Origin of the sequence: Rhizobium centroccidentale (genome assembly GCF_030182565.1) — a bacterium.
In the GTDB taxonomy this organism is placed as follows: domain Bacteria; phylum Pseudomonadota; class Alphaproteobacteria; order Rhizobiales; family Rhizobiaceae; genus Rhizobium.
Window position 1 is genome coordinate 65554 of record NZ_JAQJCG010000006.1, and the last position, 19043, is coordinate 84596.

Sequence of the window (19043 nt, forward strand, 5' to 3'; positions counted from 1 at the left end):
GCTCAGTCTCCCGCCCGCTTGGGCGCCAGCGCCAGCAGCGCGGCTTCGGTTCGCGCCAGAAACTCCGCCTTCTCTTCGGTCTCCCCGATATGCAGCGCCTCGCCGAAGGTGACCGTGCAGATCAGCGGAATGGGTACGAACTCGCCCTTGGGCATGACGCGATTGAGGTTGTCGATCCAGACGGGCACGAGATCGATATCAGGGCGAGCCTGCGCAAGATGGAAAAGCCCGCTCTTGAAAGGCTGCAGCGGCTGCTCGGTGAGATTACGGGTGCCCTCTGGAAACAGGATCAGCGAGGAGCCGGCATCGAGCACCTGCGTCATCTGCGTGACCGGATCTTCCTTGCGTGCCTCGCGATCCCGCTCGATCAGCACGGCGTTGAAAACATCTCTACCGACGAAGCTGTTCAGCGGCGATTTCAGCCAATAATCCGCGCCCGCCACCGGGCGCACGCGTCGGCGCAATCGTGGCGGCAGGACAGTCCAGATCAGGATGAAATCGCCATGGCTGGAATGATTGGCGAAATAGACGCATCGGCGGGTTTGTATGCCGCTGTCCGGCCAGATCGCCCGAACGGCGGTAATGGCCCGTGCAAAGAGCACGATCGCCACCGAGACCGGCTTTGCCAGCCACTCGATCGGCGTGCCCATTCCTTCCCCGAAAATGTTCTTCCGTAAAGCCTCCATGACATAGAGATAGGCGCCTTTCGCGGCTCCCGATAGTCTGCGGGCCGAGCTTATCCACAACCCTCACAACCATGAAGAAAGCCCGGCGCAACTCACCTCGCGCCGGGCTTTCGGATTGGCTCTTGGGAGCGAACTCTGTGGCTGCCGCCCTTCTTCAGGGCGGACAGGCTCAGTCGACGTTGAACACCAGCGGCTTTGCCTGACGGATCGCCTGATGCGCCGTCAGCTTGCCGAGCACCTCATCACTGATCGGACCGTCGACATAGAGAAGCGCGATGGCATCGCCGCCCTGCTTGTCACGGCCGAGCTGGAAATTGGCGATATTGACGCCGGCAGAGCCGAGCGTCGTGCCGATGAAGCCGATCATGCCGGGGACGTCGGTATTGGCGATATAGACCATATGGTTGCCGACATCCGCATCGAGATTAATGCCCTTGATCTGGATGAAGCGCGGCTTGCCATCCGAAAAGACGGTGCCGGCGACGGAGCGCGTCATGCTGTCAGTCGTGACGGTCAGCTTGATATAGCCGTCATAGACACCGGTCTTGTCGCGCTTGACCTCGGCGAGCACGATGCCCTTTTCCTTGATCATGATCGGCGCCGAAACCATGTTGACGTCGGCAACCTGATTGCGGATCAGGCCAGCGAGCAATGCGCTCGTCAGGGCCTTGGTGTTCATGTTGGCGGTGACGCCGTCATAGAGGATCTCGATTTCCTTGATCGGATCGTCCGTGACCTGGCCGACGAAGGCGCCGAGAACATCGGCAAGCTTGATGAACGGCTTGAGGATCGGCGCTTCTTCAGCCGTGATCGAGGGCATGTTGATGGCGTTGGAGACAGCGCCCTTAACGAGGTAGTCGGCCATCTGCTCCGCGACCTGAAGAGCGACGTTTTCCTGCGCTTCCGTCGTGGAGGCACCGAGATGCGGCGTGCAGACGACGTTCGGCAGACCAAAGAGCGGGCTTTCCTTGGCTGGCTCGACTTCGAAGACGTCGAAGGCGGCGCCGGCGACATGGCCTGACTTGATGGCAGCAGCAAGGGCCGCCTCATCGACCAGACCACCACGGGCGCAGTTGATGATACGCACGCCCTGCTTCATCTTGGCGATCGCAGAGGCGTCGATGATGTTGCGGGTTTTGTCGGTCAGCGGCACATGCAGCGTGATGAAGTCGGCGCCGGCGAAGAGCTTGTCGAGCTCGACCTTGGTGACGCCCATTTCCTCGGCGCGCTCCTTGGACAGGAACGGGTCATAGGCAAGAACATGCATTTTCAAGCCGAGGGCGCGGGCAATGACGATGGAGCCGATATTGCCAGCGCCGATGATGCCGAGCGTCTTGCCGGTGATTTCGACACCCATGAACTTGGACTTTTCCCACTTGCCGGCCTGCGTCGAGGCATCGGCCGCCGGAAGCTGACGGGCAACGGCAAACATCAGCGCGATAGCGTGTTCGGCGGTCGTGATCGAATTGCCGAACGGCGTGTTCATGACGATGATACCGCGCCGCGAGGCGGCCGGAATATCGACATTGTCGACGCCGATGCCGGCGCGGCCGACGACCTTGAGATTCTTGGCCGCTTCGATGATCTTCTCCGTCACCTTGGTGGCGGAACGGATGGCAAGACCATCGTAATTGCCGATGTTTTCGAACAGCCTGTCCTTGTCCTTGCCAAGCTGCGGCTGGAAATCGACTTCGACGCCGCGGTCACGGAAGATCTGGACGGCGGTTTCCGACAGTTCGTCGGATACGAGAACGCGAGGTGCCATGGAGGCCTCCTGAAAAGGGTCAGCTAAGACGCGCAATCCGGGAAAGATACGAAAACGGCTTTCCGTGTGGAATTGCATGAAAACAACGAGAATTTCGGGATGCTGGGCTCCGCCTGTCGTGGCGGAGCCGTAAACGCCTCAAACCTCAGGCAGCAGCCTGGGAGAGCGTCGCCTTCTGCGTTTCGAAAGCCCAGGCGAGCCAGGGCATCAGCTTCTGCATGTCGGAAGCTTCGATCGTCGCGCCAGCCCAGATACGCAGGCCCGATGGTGCGTCGCGGTAATGGCCGACGTCATAGGCCACACCTTCCTTTTCGAGAAGCGCAACCAGGCCCTTGGCGAAATTCGCCTGGCCATCGGCATCGAGAGCGACGACATCCTTGTCGACGATCTTCAGGCAGACGGAGGTGTTGGACGCGGTCTCTGCCTTGACGGCGAGATTGGCGATCCAGTCGTTGGCGGCGACGAAGTCATGGATGACCTTGGCATTGGCATCGGCACGGCCGATCAGCGCCTTCAGGCCACCGAGATCCTTCGCCCAGAGGAGAGCGTCGATATAGTCTTCGACGCAGAGCATCGAAGGCGTGTTGATCGTCTCGCCGGTGAAGATGCCTTCGATCAGCTTACCGCCGCTAGTCATGCGGAAGATCTTCGGCAGCGGCCAGGCGGGCACATAGGTTGTCAGGCGTTCGACGGCGCGCGGCGACAGGATGATGACGCCATGTGCGCCCTCGCCGCCCAGAACCTTCTGCCAGGAGAAGGTGACGACATCGAGCTTGGCAAAATCGAGGTTCTGAGCGAATGCGGCCGAGGTGGCATCGCAGATCGTCAGGCCCTTGCGGTCGGCCGGGATGAAATCGCCGTTCGGAACGCGAACACCCGAGGTGGTGCCGTTCCAGGTGAAGACCACGTCGCGGTCGAAATCGACAGCGGAAAGATCGGGCAGCTCGCCGTAGCCGGCTTCGAGCTTGCGGACGTCCTTGAGCTTCAGCTGCTTGACGACGTCGGTGATCCAGCCGGCACCAAAGCTTTCCCAGGCGAGCATGTCGACACCGCGTTCGCCGAGCAGCGACCAGAGCGCCATTTCGACGGCGCCGGTGTCGGAAGCCGGAACGATACCGATTCGGTAATCCGCTGGCACTTCCAGAATTTCGCGAGTGAGATCAATGGCCTGCTTCAGCTTGGCCTTACCGACCTTCGCGCGGTGCGAACGGCCTAGAGCCGCGTCAGAAAGGGCGTTAAGCGTCCAACCGGGACGCTTCGAGCATGGACCAGAAGAGAAATGGGTATTATTCGGACGGACGTCCGGCTTGGCGAGCTTAGTCATGATGCTATCCTCTCAGATAGAAAGCTCCTCGTTGGGGAGGAGTGTCCCGCCGCCGGATATATTGGAAGCCGCCCGCAAGCGCAATAGCAAAAATTGCGGATGGCGCTCCCTCACGAAGTCGTGCAGAAAGTGTGATGACGTGCAAGTTACGCGCAATGGAAATAAGCCAAATTTGGCTCCATAAAAGCTGGATTCCGTGCAGACGCGCAATCATATAAGACAGTGCGCGCGCCAATTATGCGCCGATAGAAATAACAAGTGTGCCCGATGTCGCTAACTGCACTCGCCGAAAACCCTTTGATGCCCATACAGGCCATGCCGGTCTATTTGATCAATATCGATCGCGCGGCAGAGCGGCTGGCGGAGATCCAGCGGCAAAGCGATGAATTCGGCTTCCGATTCGAACGCATCGATGGCGTCGATGGCGCGCTCGTCCCGCGCGACGAATGGATCGATGTCGACCATGTTCGTTTCCAGCGCCGACATGGCCGGACCATTCTGCCCGGCGAATATGGCTGCTACCGCAGCCACTTGATGGCGCTGCGCCAGTTTCTGGCAAATGACGGCGAAATGGCGATCATCATCGAAGACGATGTCGCCTTGGATGCCGAGTTTCTGGCACGTGCCGCGGCAGCCAGGGAAGCCGCGCCGGCCGCCGATCTCATCAAGCTTGTCAATCACCGTTGGAACGGCTTTCGCGCCATGGCGCGCAGCCTCAAGGGAGATATCGTCGGGCGTTGCCTGTTCGGCCCACAGGGTTCCACCGCCTGCTATCTCGTCACGCGCCGCGGCGCCGAGAAGATCGTGAAATCGCTGTCGGTGATGTCGCTGCCCTGGGATGTGGCCGTCGAGCGCGGCTGGGACATGCATATATCCATCGTCAGCACGCGCGCGAATATTGCCGGTTTCAGCCGGCTGCAGAGAACGACCATGATCGGCTGGCGCCGCGATTATCGTGCGGCCAAATCTTCTGCCCTGCGGCGTTTTCCAGCACACATTTTTCGAACCTTGGATTTCTTTCGGCGCATCGCCTATGTGCTGACGACGCCATAGACGACGAGCCTACCATGTGGTGATCCGCAGGCCGACGCGAATTTCGTGGCGCGACAATGCCCCGTCGCGGCCTGCGGTGGCGCTGGCCGCAGAATCGCCAAACATGTCGCCGCCGGCGATATGGGAGAAGCGATAGCCGAGATCGACCTTGACGTTCGGAGCGACCTCATAGGCAACACCCGCCATCAGGGCATAAGTCAGGCGCCAGTCGCTGTCGCCGGGGTAGCGCGCACTGATCGAAGCAGCACCGCCACAGCTGGACGTGCCATCGACACAGGAACCGGTGGCATTGACGCTGCTCCAGGAGACCCGAGTCGCCCCGAGCCCTGCACCGACATAAGGCGTGAAGCCAGCCAGCGTGCCGAGATCAACGTAGCCGTTGACCATCAGGCTGCCGGCCCTGAAGGAGGAACGGGCCTTCGTGGAGCATCCCGCGCCGCCGACCCCGCCGGAACAAGGCGAATCGCTTGAAATGCGGCCATTGAAGTCGCCGGTGAAGAAATCGCCCGTCACATCCGCGCGGAAGAGATCGTTGAACTGATAGCCTACCCCGAGGCCACCGGAAAAATCGCCGCCGAAGCGGGTCGAATCAAAACTATTCGAACTGTAGTCGCCGCGGGCCGGATCATAGGCTCGAAACCTCGTGTCGGTGCGGCTGGCGTTGACCGCATAACCAACATCGCCACGAACATACCAACCCTTGGCATCCTGGACGCTGACTTCGGACATTTTGATCTCCGGCGGCGTCGCATCTGCCGCAAAGGCAATGCCTGCCGATGCGCTCGCCATCGCCGCGGCCAGCGCCAAAGCCTCAAAACGGATCATTACCCCTCGCCTTCCATCCTCGGGCCGACGCTCACGCGTCGAATCGGCTGGCCTGTGCTTCCTCGTGATTTCCTTAAAAGAGGATCCCATGCGGAAAAGCGGCCATTCTCATTTCATTAACCATAGGGAATTCATGGTTAATGAAGCTTTAAAGCAGCAGGGAATTACTTAACGGAAGGGGAAAAAGAAAAAGCCGCCCGGAAGAAACCAGGCGGCTTTGCAATAACGCGGAATGGATATTGCTTACTTGTAGACCGACGGCTGGACCGGGATATCGGCCGGCGGCATATAGCTTGCGGTCTGGCAGCCGCCGAAGGTATAGCGGGCACCGATGCGGGCTTCGTGCAGGTTCAGACCCTTGTCGTAGCCAGGGCCGCCATTCTCGTTGTAACCAAACATGTCGCCGCCCTGAACGTGACGGTAGCGATAGCCGACGTCGGCCTTGAGATTGCAGCTCAGGTCGATGGACGTACCGGCCATCAGCGCATAGGTGAAGCGCCAGCTGCCGCGGCCGTTATGCGTGACCGACCCGTCGCAGGAATCCGGGTTGGCGTCCGAGCAGGACGTGTTCTTCAGATTGCTCCACTTGACATAGGTGCCGCCGAGACCGCCACCGACGTAGGGGGTGAAGATGCCGTAAGTGCCGAGATCGACATAAGCGTTGGCAAGCAAGCTATAGGCCGTCAGCGAAGCGAGATCGCGAGAGGTCGCCGCGGTCGGAGTAAAGCCCGGGCCGCAGGCACCGCAATCGCCCTTCGTGGAGCCCTTGAAGTCGGACTTGAAGAGATAGTCGAGCGTCAAGTCCGTGCGCAGGTAATTGTTGATCTGGTAACCGACACCGCCGCCGAGCGTGACATTGCCGTCCAGCTTCGCGCGATCGAAATCGACCAGGCTGGAATTGGAGCCTTGGAAGTAGTTCGCGCCGCGCAGGTTCGTGAAGGCATAACCGACATCGCCGCGCAGATACCAGCCGCTGGATTGGGCGACGGTCACTTCCGGCGCCGGTTGAACCGGTTCCGGTGTATAGAGATCAGCAGAAAAGGCCGACGTGCCAACAAGCAAAGTGGCAAGCGCTCCTATCAGGGTTTTCATCATGACTTTTGGCTCCAAATTTCTTGCCCTTGGCACAGCAAATGCTTGCCAATTGAAAAGACATGACAGGGATAATGATGAAAAGGAGTTAAAACCTGATTAACTACGAATATTTACCCTGTTTATTCAGAATTATACTTTATTTTATATATTAGAGAACGTTGATTTTCAAATAAAGAGAATGGGATACGACTACCCACTTCCTTTATTTCCTCACAGGAGCGCTGTGCCTGGGCACAAACCGAGGCCCGACCCTCTAAACCAATTGGCAAGAAACAAACCATTACAGTGCTTCGGCCGGGAGATAACTCAGGAGGAAGTCGCTGACTTACTGTCGAACAATATGGGCCAGCCTGGGCTTTGCTCTTTTTTTCCTGAGCTCCGTCACACTGGCAGGCGCGATGCCGGTCAAGCCGGCAGCAGCCATGGCCACTGCCACTGCTTGGAACAAGGGGCGCGAGACGGGCTTGCCGATCCCGCGCTACGTTTCGCTCCGAGCCCATAAGGCACGCATGCGCGTCGGGCCCTCGACGATCTATGCCACGAAATGGATCTATATGAAGCCGGGTCTTCCCTTGGAAATCATCGACGAATACGGCCATTGGCGACAGGTCCGCGATGATACCGGAGTGACCGGCTGGATGCACAGCGCCCTGCTCTCCGGAACACGGACGGCCATAATCGCCCCGTGGCTGACGAAGAATGCCATGCTGCGCGCCGATCCCAATCCCGCCGCCAGCGCAATCGCGGAGCTGCAGCCGCGCGTACTGGTCTCGCTGCAATCCTGCACCGGAACATGGTGCCGTGTTTCGCTCCGGGATCACTCCGCCAGAGGCTATGTCAGGCAGGACAAGCTTTGGGGCGCCTATCCCGGAGAAATGTTCCAGTAGGCTACCATCATGCCGAAACTGAAAATACTATGGCGGCCTCGACAAGGCGGCCATAGTATTATTCTGGAATTACTTCTTTCGTTTGCTCAGGCCGCCGAACGCACACTCGATATCACGTCGATCAGTCCGCCGACGATGCGCTCGATCTGGCCGCGATCGTCGCCTTCCGCCATGACGCGGATCAAGGGCTCGGTGCCGGACGGGCGGATCACCAGCCGGCCATTGCGGGACAGCTCGCTTTCCGCATCGGCGATCGCCTGGCGCACGTGAATATCCTCCAGCGGCTTACCGCCGGAAATACGGACATTGCGCAGCAATTGCGGCACCGGCTCGAAACGGCGACAGACTTCGCTGACCGGCTTGCCCGTGCGCTTCACCGCAGCAAGGATCTGCAGTGCAGCCACAAGACCGTCGCCTGTCGTGCCATAGTCGGACAAGACGATGTGGCCGGACTGCTCGCCACCGACATTGTAATTGTGCTGGCGCATATGCTCGACGACATAGCGGTCACCGACGGCCGTGCGGGCAAGCGACATGCCACGATCGTCCAGGAAGCGCTCGAGGCCGAGATTGGACATCACGGTTGCGACGATACCATTGCCGCGCAGCGTTTGGCTCTCGGCCCAGCTTTCGGCAATGACCGCCATCAGCTGGTCGCCATCGATGATCGTGCCGGTCTCATCGACGATGATGACACGGTCGGCATCCCCATCCAGCGCGATACCGATATCGGCGCGCACTTCGTCCACCTTCTTCTGCAGGGCGACGGGGCTGGTGGAACCGCAATTCAAGTTGATGTTCATGCCGTTCGGCTCGTTGCCGATGGTCACGACCTCGGCGCCGAGTTCCCAAAGGGCTGCCGGAGCGACCTTGTAGGCGGCGCCATTGGCGCAGTCGATGGCGATACGCAGCCCCTGCAGCGTCACATCGCGCGGCAGCGTGCGCTTGGCATGTTCTATATAGCGGTCATGCACACCGTCGATACGCTTGGCGCGGCCGATATTCTCCGACTTGGCAAGATGCTCCGACATGTCCTTGTCGAGCATGTCCTCGATTCTCATTTCCAGATCGTCGGAGAGCTTGTAGCCATCCGGGCCGAAAAGCTTGATGCCGTTATCCTCATAGGGATTGTGCGAGGCAGAGATCATCACGCCGATATCGGCGCGCAGCGAGCGCGTCAGCATGGCGACAGCCGGCGTCGGAATAGGGCCGAGAACGAAGGCATCGACACCGGCCGCGGTAAATCCCGCCACCATGGCATTTTCCAGCATATAGCCGGAAAGGCGCGTGTCCTTGCCGATAACGACGCGATGACGATGGGTGCCTCGATGGAAAATCGTGCCGGCAGCGATACCTACGCGCATGGCAAGATCCGGCGTCATCGGATAGATATTGGATTGACCGCGAATTCCGTCAGTTCCGAAATAACGACGTTTCATATGCACTCCTGTCGTTGCCGCATCCTCACCGGGACTGCAGCGGCATCGATATCGCCGCTCCAATGCAAGCGACACTGCGAACATCGATGCTTGTGGCTCATGCCACAGATTGTAAAAATCGGCACTTAAATTACCGAGAACGCCTATTACAACGCGTTACCATTAATAAGCACTAAAAAACTGCACCAGGTCGAGACCGACAATAGTCCAATTCACAGCCTACTGCGTCCGCATTACTTTGCCCCACCCGCTGGTTGCCACAGGCGCCGATCAACATCAGAAGCGTTACCTCCTTCTGTCATTTCCTAAACAAAAGGCCAGTCACCTGAAACAGGTGGCTGGCCTCTCAACCGAGATTTGAACGCCTCGCGCCCTTAGCGCGGCTGCGGCTCGAAACCGCCTTCGGGTTCATCGCCCTTGGCGCCGAGTGAACCGTCCTTCTTGGCGCCGGTCTTCGGCACGGCCGAACCACGGCTCGGCGGCGTATCGTCACCAAGGTCGCGTGCTGGCTTCTCGCCACGGATCAGCGCCTTGATTTCCTCGCCGGTCAACGTCTCGTATTCGAGCAGGCCTTCCGCCAGCGCAACGAACTCGTCGTGCTTGGAGGTAAGGATGTCCTTGGCCTGACGATAGGCTTCGTCGATCAGACGGCGAACCTCATTATCGATCTTCTGAGCTGTCGCCTCGGAGACATTCTTCGATTGCGATACCGAGTGGCCCAGGAAAACCTCCTGTTGGTTCTCACCATAGGCGACCTGGCCGAGTTCGTCAGAGAAGCCCCATTGCGTGACCATCGCACGGGCAAGCTTGGTGGCCTGCTCGATATCGGAGGATGCGCCTGACGTGATGTTCTCCTTGCCGAAGGTCAGTTCCTCGGCAACACGGCCGCCCATCATGATGCAGAGGCGCGAGACCATCCACTTGTAGCTCATCGAGTAACGGTCGCCCTCGGGGAGCTGCATGACCATGCCGAGAGCACGGCCGCGCGGAATGATGGTCGCCTTGTGCAGCGGATCGGCAACGGCGACGTTGAGCGCCGTAATGGCGTGACCGGCTTCGTGATATGCGGTGAGCTTCTTTTCCGCTTCGGTCATGGCCGAAGAGCGGCGCTCGGCGCCCATCATGATCTTGTCCTTGGCGTCCTCGAATTCCTGCATCGTCACCAGTCGCTTGTTGCGGCGGGCGGCCATGAGGGCGGCTTCGTTGACGAGGTTCATGAGGTCGGCACCGGAGAAACCGGGCGTACCGCGTGCAAGCGTCTTCAGATCGACATTGGGAGCCAGCGGCACGTTGCGGGCGTGAACCTTGAGGATGCGTTCGCGGCCGACGATATCCGGGTTCGGCACCACGACCTGACGGTCGAAACGGCCCGGACGCAGCAGAGCGGGGTCGAGAACATCGGGACGGTTGGTCGCCGCGATCAGGATGATGCCTTCATTGGCCTCGAAGCCGTCCATCTCGACCAGCAGCTGGTTGAGCGTCTGTTCGCGCTCATCGTTACCGCCGCCAAGACCGGCACCACGATGGCGGCCGACGGCGTCGATTTCGTCGATGAAGATAATGCAAGGTGCATTCTTCTTCGCCTGCTCGAACATGTCACGGACACGGCTTGCACCGACACCGACGAACATTTCGACGAAGTCGGAACCGGAAATGGTGAAGAACGGCACATTGGCTTCGCCGGCGATGGCGCGCGCGAGCAGCGTCTTACCGGTACCGGGAGGTCCGACGAGCAGAACGCCACGCGGGATACGGCCACCAAGACGCTGGAACTTCTGCGGATCACGCAGGAATTCGACGATTTCTTCCAAGTCCTGCTTGGCTTCGTCGACACCGGCGACGTCGTCGAAGGTAACGCGGCCATGCGCTTCCGTCAGAAGCTTGGCCTTCGACTTGCCGAAGCCCATGGCGCCGCGCGAGCCGCCCTGCATTTGACGCATGAAGAACAGCCAGACGCCGAGGATCAGGAGCATCGGCAGAAGCGTGCCGAGATAGCTCAGGAAGCTCGAGGAGCCATCCGATTCCGGACGGCCGACGATGTTGACGTTCTTGCTTTGCAGGCGTTCAAGCAGGCTGTCATCTACGACCGGTGCATAGGTCTGGAAGGGCGTGCCGTTTTCGACATAGCTGCCGACGACGCGGTTGCCCGTGACAGTCACGTCACGAACGCGGCCGGAATCAACTTCCCGAAGGAACTGCGAATACGGTATTTCCCTGGAGCCTGTTTGTGCCGGCGCGTTCTGAAACATGCTGAACAGGGCAATCAACAGTAGAGCTATGATTGCCCACAGAGCGAAATTACGAAAATTAGGGTTCATCGAACTCCCCAGCACTGAAACTTCCGCCGCTTAAGCGACGGCATTACTTGATCCCTAACATAGGGTTGCGCCAAGCCCTTGCCAAGGCAAACCGCATCGCCGCATGTTTTTTCCGTCTATAGGACCGAAAGCGGCAGCCGCATATAGGCTTCGCGGCCAAAAGCCGCGGAAAGGCGATTGGCGAATGTGAGGTCGAATCGTGTCAAAAAGCGGTCGAAGGGCGCAAGATATGGCACGACGGTCACCGCTGCCGCCTTTGCCTCCCCTTCCGTCACCGCGAGCGGCATCGCCGCCCGAGCGCGCAGCACCACGCCTTTCGGCATAGTCGCCGGAAAAATCGTCATATTTTCCGTGCCTGCAGCGATGACGCGAACCGGGGCCTTGCCCGAATTGCTGACCTCGAAACGACCGTCCCAAATGCCTTTCGCACCCGGCAACAGCGACAGCGGCGCGATATTGCGGCTTTCCCGCATAAGATAGAGTCCGTCGCGCCTGAGATCGAAGACCACGCCGCCGGCCGTGCGTCGACCGGGGCTGGCACCGTTCACAAATTCGAGAACGCGCTCCATTTGCATACGTCCGGGCGCAAACGCCCTACCGCCGAAGATGGCAGCAAGATGAGGTAGCGCATAGGCGACAGCAGCCCGATCCGCCGAAAGTCCGGCTCGGTCGATGACACAAAACGCCTGTGCATGAATTCTGACCCAATCATCCAGCCATGCAGCCGCCCTCCCGGAAAGAGCGGCGCGATCGGCGCCGCCATCCACACGGCCGCCCGACATCGGCTCTGCTTGTAGATCTCTGCGCGTACGCACACGCTCGTATCTTGTATCCTCATTGCTCGGATCGTCGAACCAGGATAAGCCATGCGCCTTGAGAAAAGCCCTGATATCTGCCCGCCGACACGCGAGAAGCGGCCTTACGATCCAGATGCGCCGATCGAACAAGACCGCATCGGCAATGCCTGTACCATGGCCGACCTGCCCGCGGCGCACGCGACGCATAGCCATCGTCTCGCGCTGATCGTCGAGCGTATGGGCTGTTACGATCACATTGGCCGAAACGTCGGAGGCCAGGTCTGCGAGCAGTGCGTAGCGCGCCTCACGCGCTGCGGCCATGATGCCGGTCGGAGGCTTCTCGCCCTCCCAGCGGCGGACGAAATGGGAAATGCCGCGCGAGGCGCAGAGTGCGGCGACCTCGCGCGCTTCATCTGCTGCTGCGGCGCGCAGACCATGATCGATGGTCGCAGCACTCAGAGTAATATCTTTGCGAGGATGGGATTTCAGCCGCTCGGCAAGGGCAATCAGAAGCCCGGTGGAATCGCTGCCGCCGGAAACGGCGACCAGAATGTGAGCAGGCTTCGAAAGAGATTGAAGAAATTCCGCCGCGGCGGCTTCGGGCATCAGGACTGTGGCGCCGCCGGTCACAGCGTCAATGGGCATGGCAATCAGCAGGCAAGCCGCTTCTCTTCGCTGGCAACCTTGCCAGTCACAGCCTTGGAGGCCTTGGGATAACGCTTGTTCACTTCGCGAAGCGTGGCGCAGGCCGTATCCTTGTTGTCGAGCGCCGCAAGCGACATCCCGAGTTTCAGCAGCATTTCGGGCGCCTTTTCTGACGTGCTATATTTCTGATGCGCATTCAGAAAGGTCTTGGCAGCCTCGTTATACTTGCCTTGCGAATAAAGCGCTTCACCGAGCCAGAAATTCGCATCCGCAGACCGAGAGCTGCTCGGGTAGCTGTTCAGATACTGGCGGAACTCCTGTTCGGCGACGCTATAGTCGCCGGACAGAACATGGCCGTAAGCAGCCTTGTATTGGTCGTTCTCGCTGCCGAGCGAAGCCGTCTGCGAGCCGGAGCCCGCACTTGGCGGCGCACCCGAACCATTGTTGGCTCCCGTCATCGAGGAACCGATCTGGTCGCCGCCCTGATCGAACTGGATGGAGCCAAGCTGGCTCGGCGGCTTGCCACCGCCGGCGCCGCGCGGAGCGGCGCTGCCGTTCTGCGAATCGGTGATAACGCCGGCAATATCGTCCTGCTGACCGCCGCCAGTCTGCGCGGGCACATCGGCTTCGCTCTTCTTCATCGTACCGCCGGCAGCGGGCGCGGCAGCACCGCCGCCACCGCGCTTTTCAAGCTGCTGGAAGCGGAATTCGTTGTCTTCCTGCGCCTTGCGGATCGTCTCCTGCATCTGCAGCAGCTGATAGCTCATTTCCTCGACACGGCCATTCAGCTGGCGCATCTGGTCCTCAAGCTGTTGCAGGCGAACTTCGGCATCGCTGTTTTGAACGTTGATGACCGGTGCCTGGCCGTATTGTGCTTGTCTTTGGGAATTGCCGGAAGCCGATTGCGCAGAAGCCTCACGGCCCCCGAGATGGATTCCGAACAACGACAAGGCAGAAGCATCGCGTTCGCTACCCATGACGGCAGCGAGACAAAGCATGCTCGCCACGACAAGTTTTTTCATATGGATCTTCCTGTCCTATTGATTCTTCGGGCCGGAGGGCTCGAACAGGAGATTTTTACAATTACTCTCAAAAAGCAACGGAGTTCGGCCAAAGTGTGGTCAAAAAAGTAAAGGCGGCCAAGAAGCCGCCTTTTGCATTTCGATCGGTCTTTGTTCGCTTATCAGGAGCCGGCGCCGTTGAGCACGGTGACGGCGCGGCGGTTCTGCGACCAGCAGGATTCGTTGTCGCAGGTAGCGACCGGACGTTCCTTGCCGTAGGAAATCGTCTTCATGCGGTTCGCGGGAACACCGCGCGAAGCGAGGTAACTTTTTGCAGCTGCAGCGCGGCGTGCGCCAAGAGCAAGGTTGTACTCGCGAGTACCGGTCTCGTCGGCGTGACCTTCGACCGTGATGGAGTAGTTCGGATAGCGAGCGAGCCACTGAGCCTGACGATCGAGCGTCTGGGCAGCCTCGGAGCTGATGGAAGAACTATCAACAACGAAGAAAACGCGATCGCCGACATTAACCGTGAAGTCCTGCGGCGAGCCCGGAGTAGCATTGCCGGCACCGTTCAGGCCAAGACCGTTGGCATCGTTCGGCAGACCCTTCTTGGAAGCGCAGCCGGCCAGAGAAAGGCCAACGAAAAGCGCGATCATGATCGGGTTGCGTGCGAGGTTTTGCATGTGGCCAGCGGCCTGGGTTGCGGTACGGCTCATGGCCGGTCTCTCCTATAAGTCTCTATCAGGGTTGCCAGACTGTAACCGGGGTAGGTTAATCCGATTCCAACAAGTATGGTTAATGATGTCCTAAAATTGTCGCGAAACGGTCCAGTCACAGGACTTTGCGGCGATAAAGTGGCGAGCCTTTCATTACTCGAGAAGCGGCGACCATGCAGGGTCCGAAGCAAAGCCCGGGGTCGGGATCTTCTGTTCGTTATAGCCGGTAAGGTCGATCGAATAAATTTGCGGGCCGCTTGCGCCGGACGGGGCACGGAAGAACATGATGACGCGGCCGTTCGGCGCCCAGGTCGGTCCCTCACTGTAAGAGCCCGAGGTCAGGATTCGTTCGCCGGAACCATCCGGCTTCATGACGCCGATGGAAAAGTTGCCGCCGGCCCGTTTGGTGAAGGCGATCAGATCGCCACGCGGCGACCAGACCGGCGTGGAATAGGAGCCATTACCGAAGGAGATGCGGCGCTGATTTGAACCGTCGGCATTCATGATGTAGATCTGCGGCTGGCCGCCACGGTCGCTTTCGAAGGCAACCTGCGTACCATCAGGCGAGTAAGACGGCGAGGTATCGATCGCGGCCGTAGACGTCAGGCGCGTCGTGGTGCGCGAACGCAGGTCCATCGTATAGATATTGGCGTTGCCTTCCTGCTGCAGGCTCATGATCACGCGCTGCCCGTCCGGCGAGAAGCGTGGCGAGAAGGTCATGCCGGGGAAGTTGCCGACCAGTTCGCGCTGGCCCGTCTGCAGCTGCAGCAGATAGACGCGCGGCTGCTGGTTGGCGAAGGACATGTAGGTCACTTCCTGGCGGTTGGGCGAGAAGCGCGGCGTCAGTACCAGGTCGCTGCCGTCGGTCAGCATGCGCGCGTTGGCGCCGTCCTGGTCCATGATGCCGAGCTGAGTCTTGCGGGCCGTCTTCGGGCCGCTTTCGGCGACGAAAACGACGCGGGTATCGAAATAACCCTTTTCGCCGGTGATCTTCTGATAGATCGCATCGGCGATGATGTGCGCGACACGGCGCCAGTTATCCGGCTGAGCGAAGAACTGCTGGCCGATCATCTGGCTGTTGCCGAACGTATCCCAGAGGCGGAATTCGGCGCGAAGGCGGCCGCCTTCCTGCGTCACGCGGCCAGTCACGAGAGCCTGCGCGTTGATCGAGGTCCAGTCCTGGAAGCGCGGGGTCGAATCCGGATTGGTGATCTTCTCGATGAAGGCCTGCTTGTTGATCGGAGCGAACAATCCGGAGCGCTGCAGATCGGCGGCGATCACGCTCGAGATCTGCGGGCCGAGCGTATCATTCGACAGAAGATCGGTGATAGCGATCGGCATGGGCTGGACATTGCCCTTGTTGATGTTGAGCTCGACCACGGCATAGGCCGGAGTGGATGCCACAGCTATCAGGCCTGCTAGCACCAGCAGGAGGCGGACGAAGGATTTTCTGATCATATGTGCCAAGCCTTTCAGCATTATTCGTCAGAGAGCCGGTTCGAAGTTGAGGGTGACTTCTTTCCAGTCGTCATATTGATCTGTTGGCAGATTCTTGAATGGAGCAGCCCGGAGTACGGCTCGCGTCGCGCTTACCGCCATGGCTTGCTGCGTGGCCTTGGGACCACCGGTTACGGTAACCTTTGGTTCGCCCACGATTTCTCCGCTTCGGCTGAGCTTGAGATGCACCCGGACGCGGACATGCTTCGATCCATCGAGCCCCGGAGGAAAGTTCCAATACTTCGCGACGTCCTCGCGGAGGTAATCCCCAGCTGAGCTTCCAGGCTGCTGCTTAGCGCTTGCAGCCTGCACCGACACGGAACCAGCTAACATCATCCCCAAGGCCACAAGCAAGCTCATGCCGAGACGGGGACAGTGATTTGTCAAACGCCGCACTCCCCGCATCACATCCCCAGATCCGCTGCACTGAAGTTGACGACGACTTCCTGCCAGTCCTCATATTTGTCCGCCGGAAGAATCGTCATAAACTCCGATTGCGCGCGAAGGACCGCGCGTACAGCGGCAGATTGCATGGCACCTTGTGTCGAAGCCGGTCCACCGTTGGTCGTCGCTTCCGGCTGACCGACGATCTGCCCGGATTTGTCGAGCTTGAAGTGCACCTTGATTCGCACGTCGCCGGCGCCTTCAAGACCAGGCGGGAGGTTCCAGTATTTCTGGATCAGATCACGCAGGCCGTCCTGTTGGCTCTGGCTGAGCTTGCCGGCGCCAAGCGACTTCTTGCCGCCAAGCGAAGCGACCTGGGTATCAGCACCTGCGGAAGCCTGCTGCGATGAGCGCTTCGCGCCGCCTTTCGATGAGGTGTTGTTGAGGAGATCGTTGATCTGATCGGCGAGACCATCGTCGAGGCCCTTGCTGGAGGCCTTTGGAGTCTGGCGCTTCTTGTCGGCGTCCTTCTTGCCATCGTCGGCCGAGGTATTCTTGCTCGTGCTTTGCGTCGTCGTCTTGTCCGTCGGCTTGGCGTCGGCGACCTTCACGTCCGGCTTCGGCGTCGGCTTAACCTCCGGCTTCTGCTCGGCAGCCTTCGGCGGCGTCGGCTGCGGCTTCACATCCGGCACGGGGACGTTGTTCGGCAGCTGGATTTCAGCCTGCTCGGTCGGCTGTGGCGTCGGCGGGGTCGGCGTTGCATCGGCCTTCGGAGTCGGCGGCGTGGGATCCGGCTTCGGGGTCGGCGTCACGTCAGGTTTTTGCTGCGGAATGGCGGCCACTTCCTTGGGGGCGGCTTCCGTTTCCTTCTGCTCGATCGTCTTGACGTCGTTCGGCCTCGGATCGTCCTGCGGAACGGGCGCATCCACCTTCTTCGGCGCCAGGGCCGCAGTCTCGCTCTCCGGCCGTTGCGTCGGCACGACCGGGTTCTTGATGTCGACTTTGTTCTCGCCGGTATTCTGGGCGTTGGCGACCTGGTCCTGCTTGGTCGTCGGCTTGCGCGCGGCGTGGTCTGTGACCGGCGCCTTCTTCTCGCCCTGCTGCAGCTGATCCGCCGTCACGATATCGACATCCATCGCCGTGCTTTCCGGCGTCTCAAGCGGCGCCGGCGCACTCAGCGTCACCATGGCGCCGATCAGCACCAGGATGTGAATGACAGCAGAAGTGGCGAGACTGCGCTTCATGTCGGTTCGTCAGTGATCCGTTATCTGCTGCGTAACCAGGCCGATATTCTTGTAACCGGCTTCCTGGATACGCGACATGACGTCGGCAATCACGCCGTAAGGCGCCTTGCCGTCGCCACGCACGAAAATGCGTTCGTTGTAGCCCGTGGTCGCGATCGCCTGCAGCTTCGCGGCGATTTCGGCGACGTCGATCTGCGTTTCCTGCAGGAACACCTGGCCATCGGCCTTGATCGAGATGGTGATCGGCTGGGTCTGGGCGTTCAGCGCGCCGGCCTGCGTTTGCGGCAGGTCGATCGGCACGCCCGACGTCATCATCGGCGCCGCCACCATGAAGATGATCAGCAGCACGAGCATGACGTCGACCAGCGGTGTCACGTTGATATCCGCGATCGGGCCGCCCCGGCCGCCGCCGCGACGACCGCCTCGGCGGCCACCGCCACCACCCTTGCCTCCAACAGACATTGCCATGTGAATTACTCCGGTTCTGTCCGCTACTTACTGCGCTGCCTGGCGCGGCTGCAGCTTTTCATCGATCTGGCGCGAAAGGATGGCGGAGAATTCATCCGCGAAACCTTCCATGCGACCCGAGAGCTTGCCGGCATCGGCCGAGAACTTGTTGTAGGCGATAACCGCGGGAATAGCGGCGACCAGACCGATGGCGGTCGCGAGCAGCGCTTCGGCGATACCCGGCGCAACGACGGCAAGGTTGGTCGACTTCGAACCGGCGATCGCCTGGAAAGAGGTCATGATGCCGACGACGGTACCGAAGAGACCGATGAACGGGCCGGCCGAACCGATGGTGGCAAGCGAACCCAGGCGGGCGACCAGATGTTCCGATTCACGCGCCAGCGTCACGTCCATGGCGCGGTCGATGCGCATCTGCAGGCCGATCGGCGAACGGGCACCGCGCTCGAAGGACTTCTTCCATTCGCGCATGGCTGCGACGAAGATGGCGCTGAGGCCGGTATTGTTACGCTCCGAAAGCGTCCGGTACAGCTCTTCGAGCGACTGGCCGGACCAGAAGACCTGCTCGAAGTGATCGAACTGCCGCCGCGCCCGAGCGTAGCTCAGATATTTGTCGATGACGATCGCCCAGGTCCATACGGACGCCGCCAGCAGGCCGATCATGACGAGCTTGACCACCAGGCCTGCCTGCATGAAGAGCGACCAGAGGGTGATGTCCGGTGTGGTGGCCGCTGCCAATGCTACTTGTTCCATTGATCCAAAATCCCCGAATCCAAACGCCCGGCGCTAGACCGGGCGGCTAAAAGTGATCTCACAAGAATTGTTTGGCAGCCGCCGCTGAACGCCCTGGTCAAGCCTTCCAAGCTTACAACTGCCTTCTTGCCGTCAAATTTGGTCAAAGG

Annotated in this window: 17 protein-coding genes; 2 read left to right on the forward strand and 15 right to left on the reverse strand. The window is 60.1% G+C overall.

Annotation, left to right across the window (positions count from 1 at the left end):
- Positions 1–2: 2 nt before the first annotated feature.
- The 3 genes from PH562_RS10335 to PH562_RS10345 form a co-directional block, all read right to left on the reverse strand.
- Positions 3–650, reverse strand: coding sequence for a lysophospholipid acyltransferase family protein (locus PH562_RS10335; RefSeq protein ID WP_285172889.1), 648 nt, complete (start codon positions 648–650; stop codon positions 3–5).
- A 205-nt stretch (positions 651–855) separates the two neighbouring features.
- Positions 856–2451: a phosphoglycerate dehydrogenase gene (gene serA / locus PH562_RS10340; RefSeq protein ID WP_285172890.1), complete on the reverse strand. Its 1596-nt coding sequence runs from the start codon at positions 2449–2451 to the stop codon at positions 856–858.
- 145 nt (positions 2452–2596) lie between these two features.
- Positions 2597–3775, reverse strand: a complete 1179-nt coding sequence (locus PH562_RS10345) for a phosphoserine transaminase (protein ID WP_285172891.1) — start codon at positions 3773–3775, stop codon at positions 2597–2599.
- A 300-nt stretch (positions 3776–4075) separates the two neighbouring features.
- Between PH562_RS10345 and PH562_RS10350 the strand changes: the two genes are divergently transcribed.
- On the forward strand, positions 4076–4828 hold the full coding sequence (locus PH562_RS10350) for a glycosyltransferase family 25 protein (protein ID WP_285172892.1): 753 nt from the start codon (positions 4076–4078) through the stop codon (positions 4826–4828).
- A gap of 9 nt (positions 4829–4837) precedes the next feature.
- On the opposite strand, the gene PH562_RS10355 is transcribed toward PH562_RS10350, so the two are convergent.
- On the reverse strand, positions 4838–5653 hold the full coding sequence (locus PH562_RS10355; RefSeq protein ID WP_285172893.1) for an outer membrane protein: 816 nt from the start codon (positions 5651–5653) through the stop codon (positions 4838–4840).
- Between the two features lie 243 nt (positions 5654–5896).
- Positions 5897–6748 carry an outer membrane protein gene (locus PH562_RS10360; RefSeq protein ID WP_069611818.1) on the reverse strand — a complete coding sequence of 284 codons (852 nt, stop codon included), beginning with the start codon at positions 6746–6748 and terminating at the stop codon, positions 5897–5899.
- A gap of 422 nt (positions 6749–7170) precedes the next feature.
- Here PH562_RS10360 and PH562_RS10365 point away from each other — a divergent pair, with 422 nt between their 5' ends.
- Positions 7171–7635 carry an SH3 domain-containing protein gene (locus tag PH562_RS10365; RefSeq protein ID WP_285172894.1) on the forward strand — a complete coding sequence of 155 codons (465 nt, stop codon included), beginning with the start codon at positions 7171–7173 and terminating at the stop codon, positions 7633–7635.
- 86 nt (positions 7636–7721) lie between these two features.
- Here PH562_RS10365 and glmM read toward each other — a convergent pair whose 3' ends face one another.
- The 10 genes from glmM to tolQ form a co-directional block, all read right to left on the reverse strand.
- A complete protein-coding gene (gene glmM, locus PH562_RS10370) occupies positions 7722–9074 on the reverse strand; it encodes a phosphoglucosamine mutase (RefSeq protein WP_285172895.1) in 1353 nt (450 codons plus the stop codon).
- A gap of 374 nt (positions 9075–9448) precedes the next feature.
- Positions 9449–11392 (reverse strand): ATP-dependent zinc metalloprotease FtsH, encoded by a 1944-nt coding sequence (ftsH, locus tag PH562_RS10375; RefSeq protein ID WP_113231704.1) that lies wholly within the window; start codon positions 11390–11392, stop codon positions 9449–9451.
- 116 nt (positions 11393–11508) lie between these two features.
- Positions 11509–12834: a tRNA lysidine(34) synthetase TilS gene (gene tilS, locus PH562_RS10380; RefSeq protein WP_285172896.1), complete on the reverse strand. Its 1326-nt coding sequence runs from the start codon at positions 12832–12834 to the stop codon at positions 11509–11511.
- 5 nt (positions 12835–12839) lie between these two features.
- On the reverse strand, positions 12840–13856 hold the full coding sequence (gene ybgF, locus PH562_RS10385) for a tol-pal system protein YbgF (protein ID WP_285172897.1): 1017 nt from the start codon (positions 13854–13856) through the stop codon (positions 12840–12842).
- A 161-nt stretch (positions 13857–14017) separates the two neighbouring features.
- Complete coding sequence (pal, locus tag PH562_RS10390) at positions 14018–14551, reverse strand: peptidoglycan-associated lipoprotein Pal (RefSeq protein WP_113231701.1); 534 nt, start codon at positions 14549–14551, stop codon at positions 14018–14020.
- Positions 14552–14704: 153 nt separating this feature from the next.
- Entirely contained in the window at positions 14705–16030 is a 1326-nt protein-coding gene (tolB, locus tag PH562_RS10395; RefSeq protein WP_374816365.1) for a Tol-Pal system beta propeller repeat protein TolB, read from the reverse strand.
- A gap of 6 nt (positions 16031–16036) precedes the next feature.
- Positions 16037–16204 carry a hypothetical protein gene (locus PH562_RS10400; RefSeq protein WP_285172898.1) on the reverse strand — a complete coding sequence of 56 codons (168 nt, stop codon included), beginning with the start codon at positions 16202–16204 and terminating at the stop codon, positions 16037–16039.
- 248 nt (positions 16205–16452) lie between these two features.
- Positions 16453–17676 carry a hypothetical protein gene (locus PH562_RS10405; RefSeq protein WP_113231699.1) on the reverse strand — a complete coding sequence of 408 codons (1224 nt, stop codon included), beginning with the start codon at positions 17674–17676 and terminating at the stop codon, positions 16453–16455.
- Between the two features lie 9 nt (positions 17677–17685).
- A complete protein-coding gene (gene tolR / locus PH562_RS10410; protein WP_069611827.1) occupies positions 17686–18144 on the reverse strand; it encodes a protein TolR in 459 nt (152 codons plus the stop codon).
- Between the two features lie 27 nt (positions 18145–18171).
- Entirely contained in the window at positions 18172–18894 is a 723-nt protein-coding gene (gene tolQ, locus PH562_RS10415) for a protein TolQ (RefSeq protein WP_047629119.1), read from the reverse strand.
- Positions 18895–19043: the final 149 nt, after the last annotated feature.

Excerpts from the sequence above, each read along its gene's own strand:
- PH562_RS10335 (WP_285172889.1), bottom strand. The coding sequence starts at position 650 with ATGGGCACGCCGATCGAGTGGCTGGCAAAGCCGGTCTCGGTGGCGATC.
- serA (WP_285172890.1), bottom strand. The coding sequence starts at position 2,451 with ATGGCACCTCGCGTTCTCGTATCCGACGAACTGTCGGAAACCGCCGTC.
- PH562_RS10345 (WP_285172891.1), bottom strand. The coding sequence starts at position 3,775 with ATGACTAAGCTCGCCAAGCCGGACGTCCGTCCGAATAATACCCATTTC.
- PH562_RS10350 (WP_285172892.1), top strand. The coding sequence starts at position 4,076 with ATGCCCATACAGGCCATGCCGGTCTATTTGATCAATATCGATCGCGCG.
- PH562_RS10355 (WP_285172893.1), bottom strand. The coding sequence starts at position 5,653 with ATGATCCGTTTTGAGGCTTTGGCGCTGGCCGCGGCGATGGCGAGCGCA.
- PH562_RS10360 (WP_069611818.1), bottom strand. The coding sequence starts at position 6,748 with ATGATGAAAACCCTGATAGGAGCGCTTGCCACTTTGCTTGTTGGCACG.
- PH562_RS10365 (WP_285172894.1), top strand. The coding sequence starts at position 7,171 with ATGGCCACTGCCACTGCTTGGAACAAGGGGCGCGAGACGGGCTTGCCG.
- glmM (WP_285172895.1), bottom strand. The coding sequence starts at position 9,074 with ATGAAACGTCGTTATTTCGGAACTGACGGAATTCGCGGTCAATCCAAT.
- ftsH (WP_113231704.1), bottom strand. The coding sequence starts at position 11,392 with ATGAACCCTAATTTTCGTAATTTCGCTCTGTGGGCAATCATAGCTCTA.
- tilS (WP_285172896.1), bottom strand. The coding sequence starts at position 12,834 with ATGCCCATTGACGCTGTGACCGGCGGCGCCACAGTCCTGATGCCCGAA.
- ybgF (WP_285172897.1), bottom strand. The coding sequence starts at position 13,856 with ATGAAAAAACTTGTCGTGGCGAGCATGCTTTGTCTCGCTGCCGTCATG.
- pal (WP_113231701.1), bottom strand. The coding sequence starts at position 14,551 with ATGAGCCGTACCGCAACCCAGGCCGCTGGCCACATGCAAAACCTCGCA.
- tolB (WP_374816365.1), bottom strand. The coding sequence starts at position 16,030 with ATGCTGAAAGGCTTGGCACATATGATCAGAAAATCCTTCGTCCGCCTC.
- PH562_RS10405 (WP_113231699.1), bottom strand. The coding sequence starts at position 17,676 with ATGAAGCGCAGTCTCGCCACTTCTGCTGTCATTCACATCCTGGTGCTG.
- tolR (WP_069611827.1), bottom strand. The coding sequence starts at position 18,144 with ATGGCAATGTCTGTTGGAGGCAAGGGTGGTGGCGGTGGCCGCCGAGGC.
- tolQ (WP_047629119.1), bottom strand. The coding sequence starts at position 18,894 with ATGGAACAAGTAGCATTGGCAGCGGCCACCACACCGGACATCACCCTC.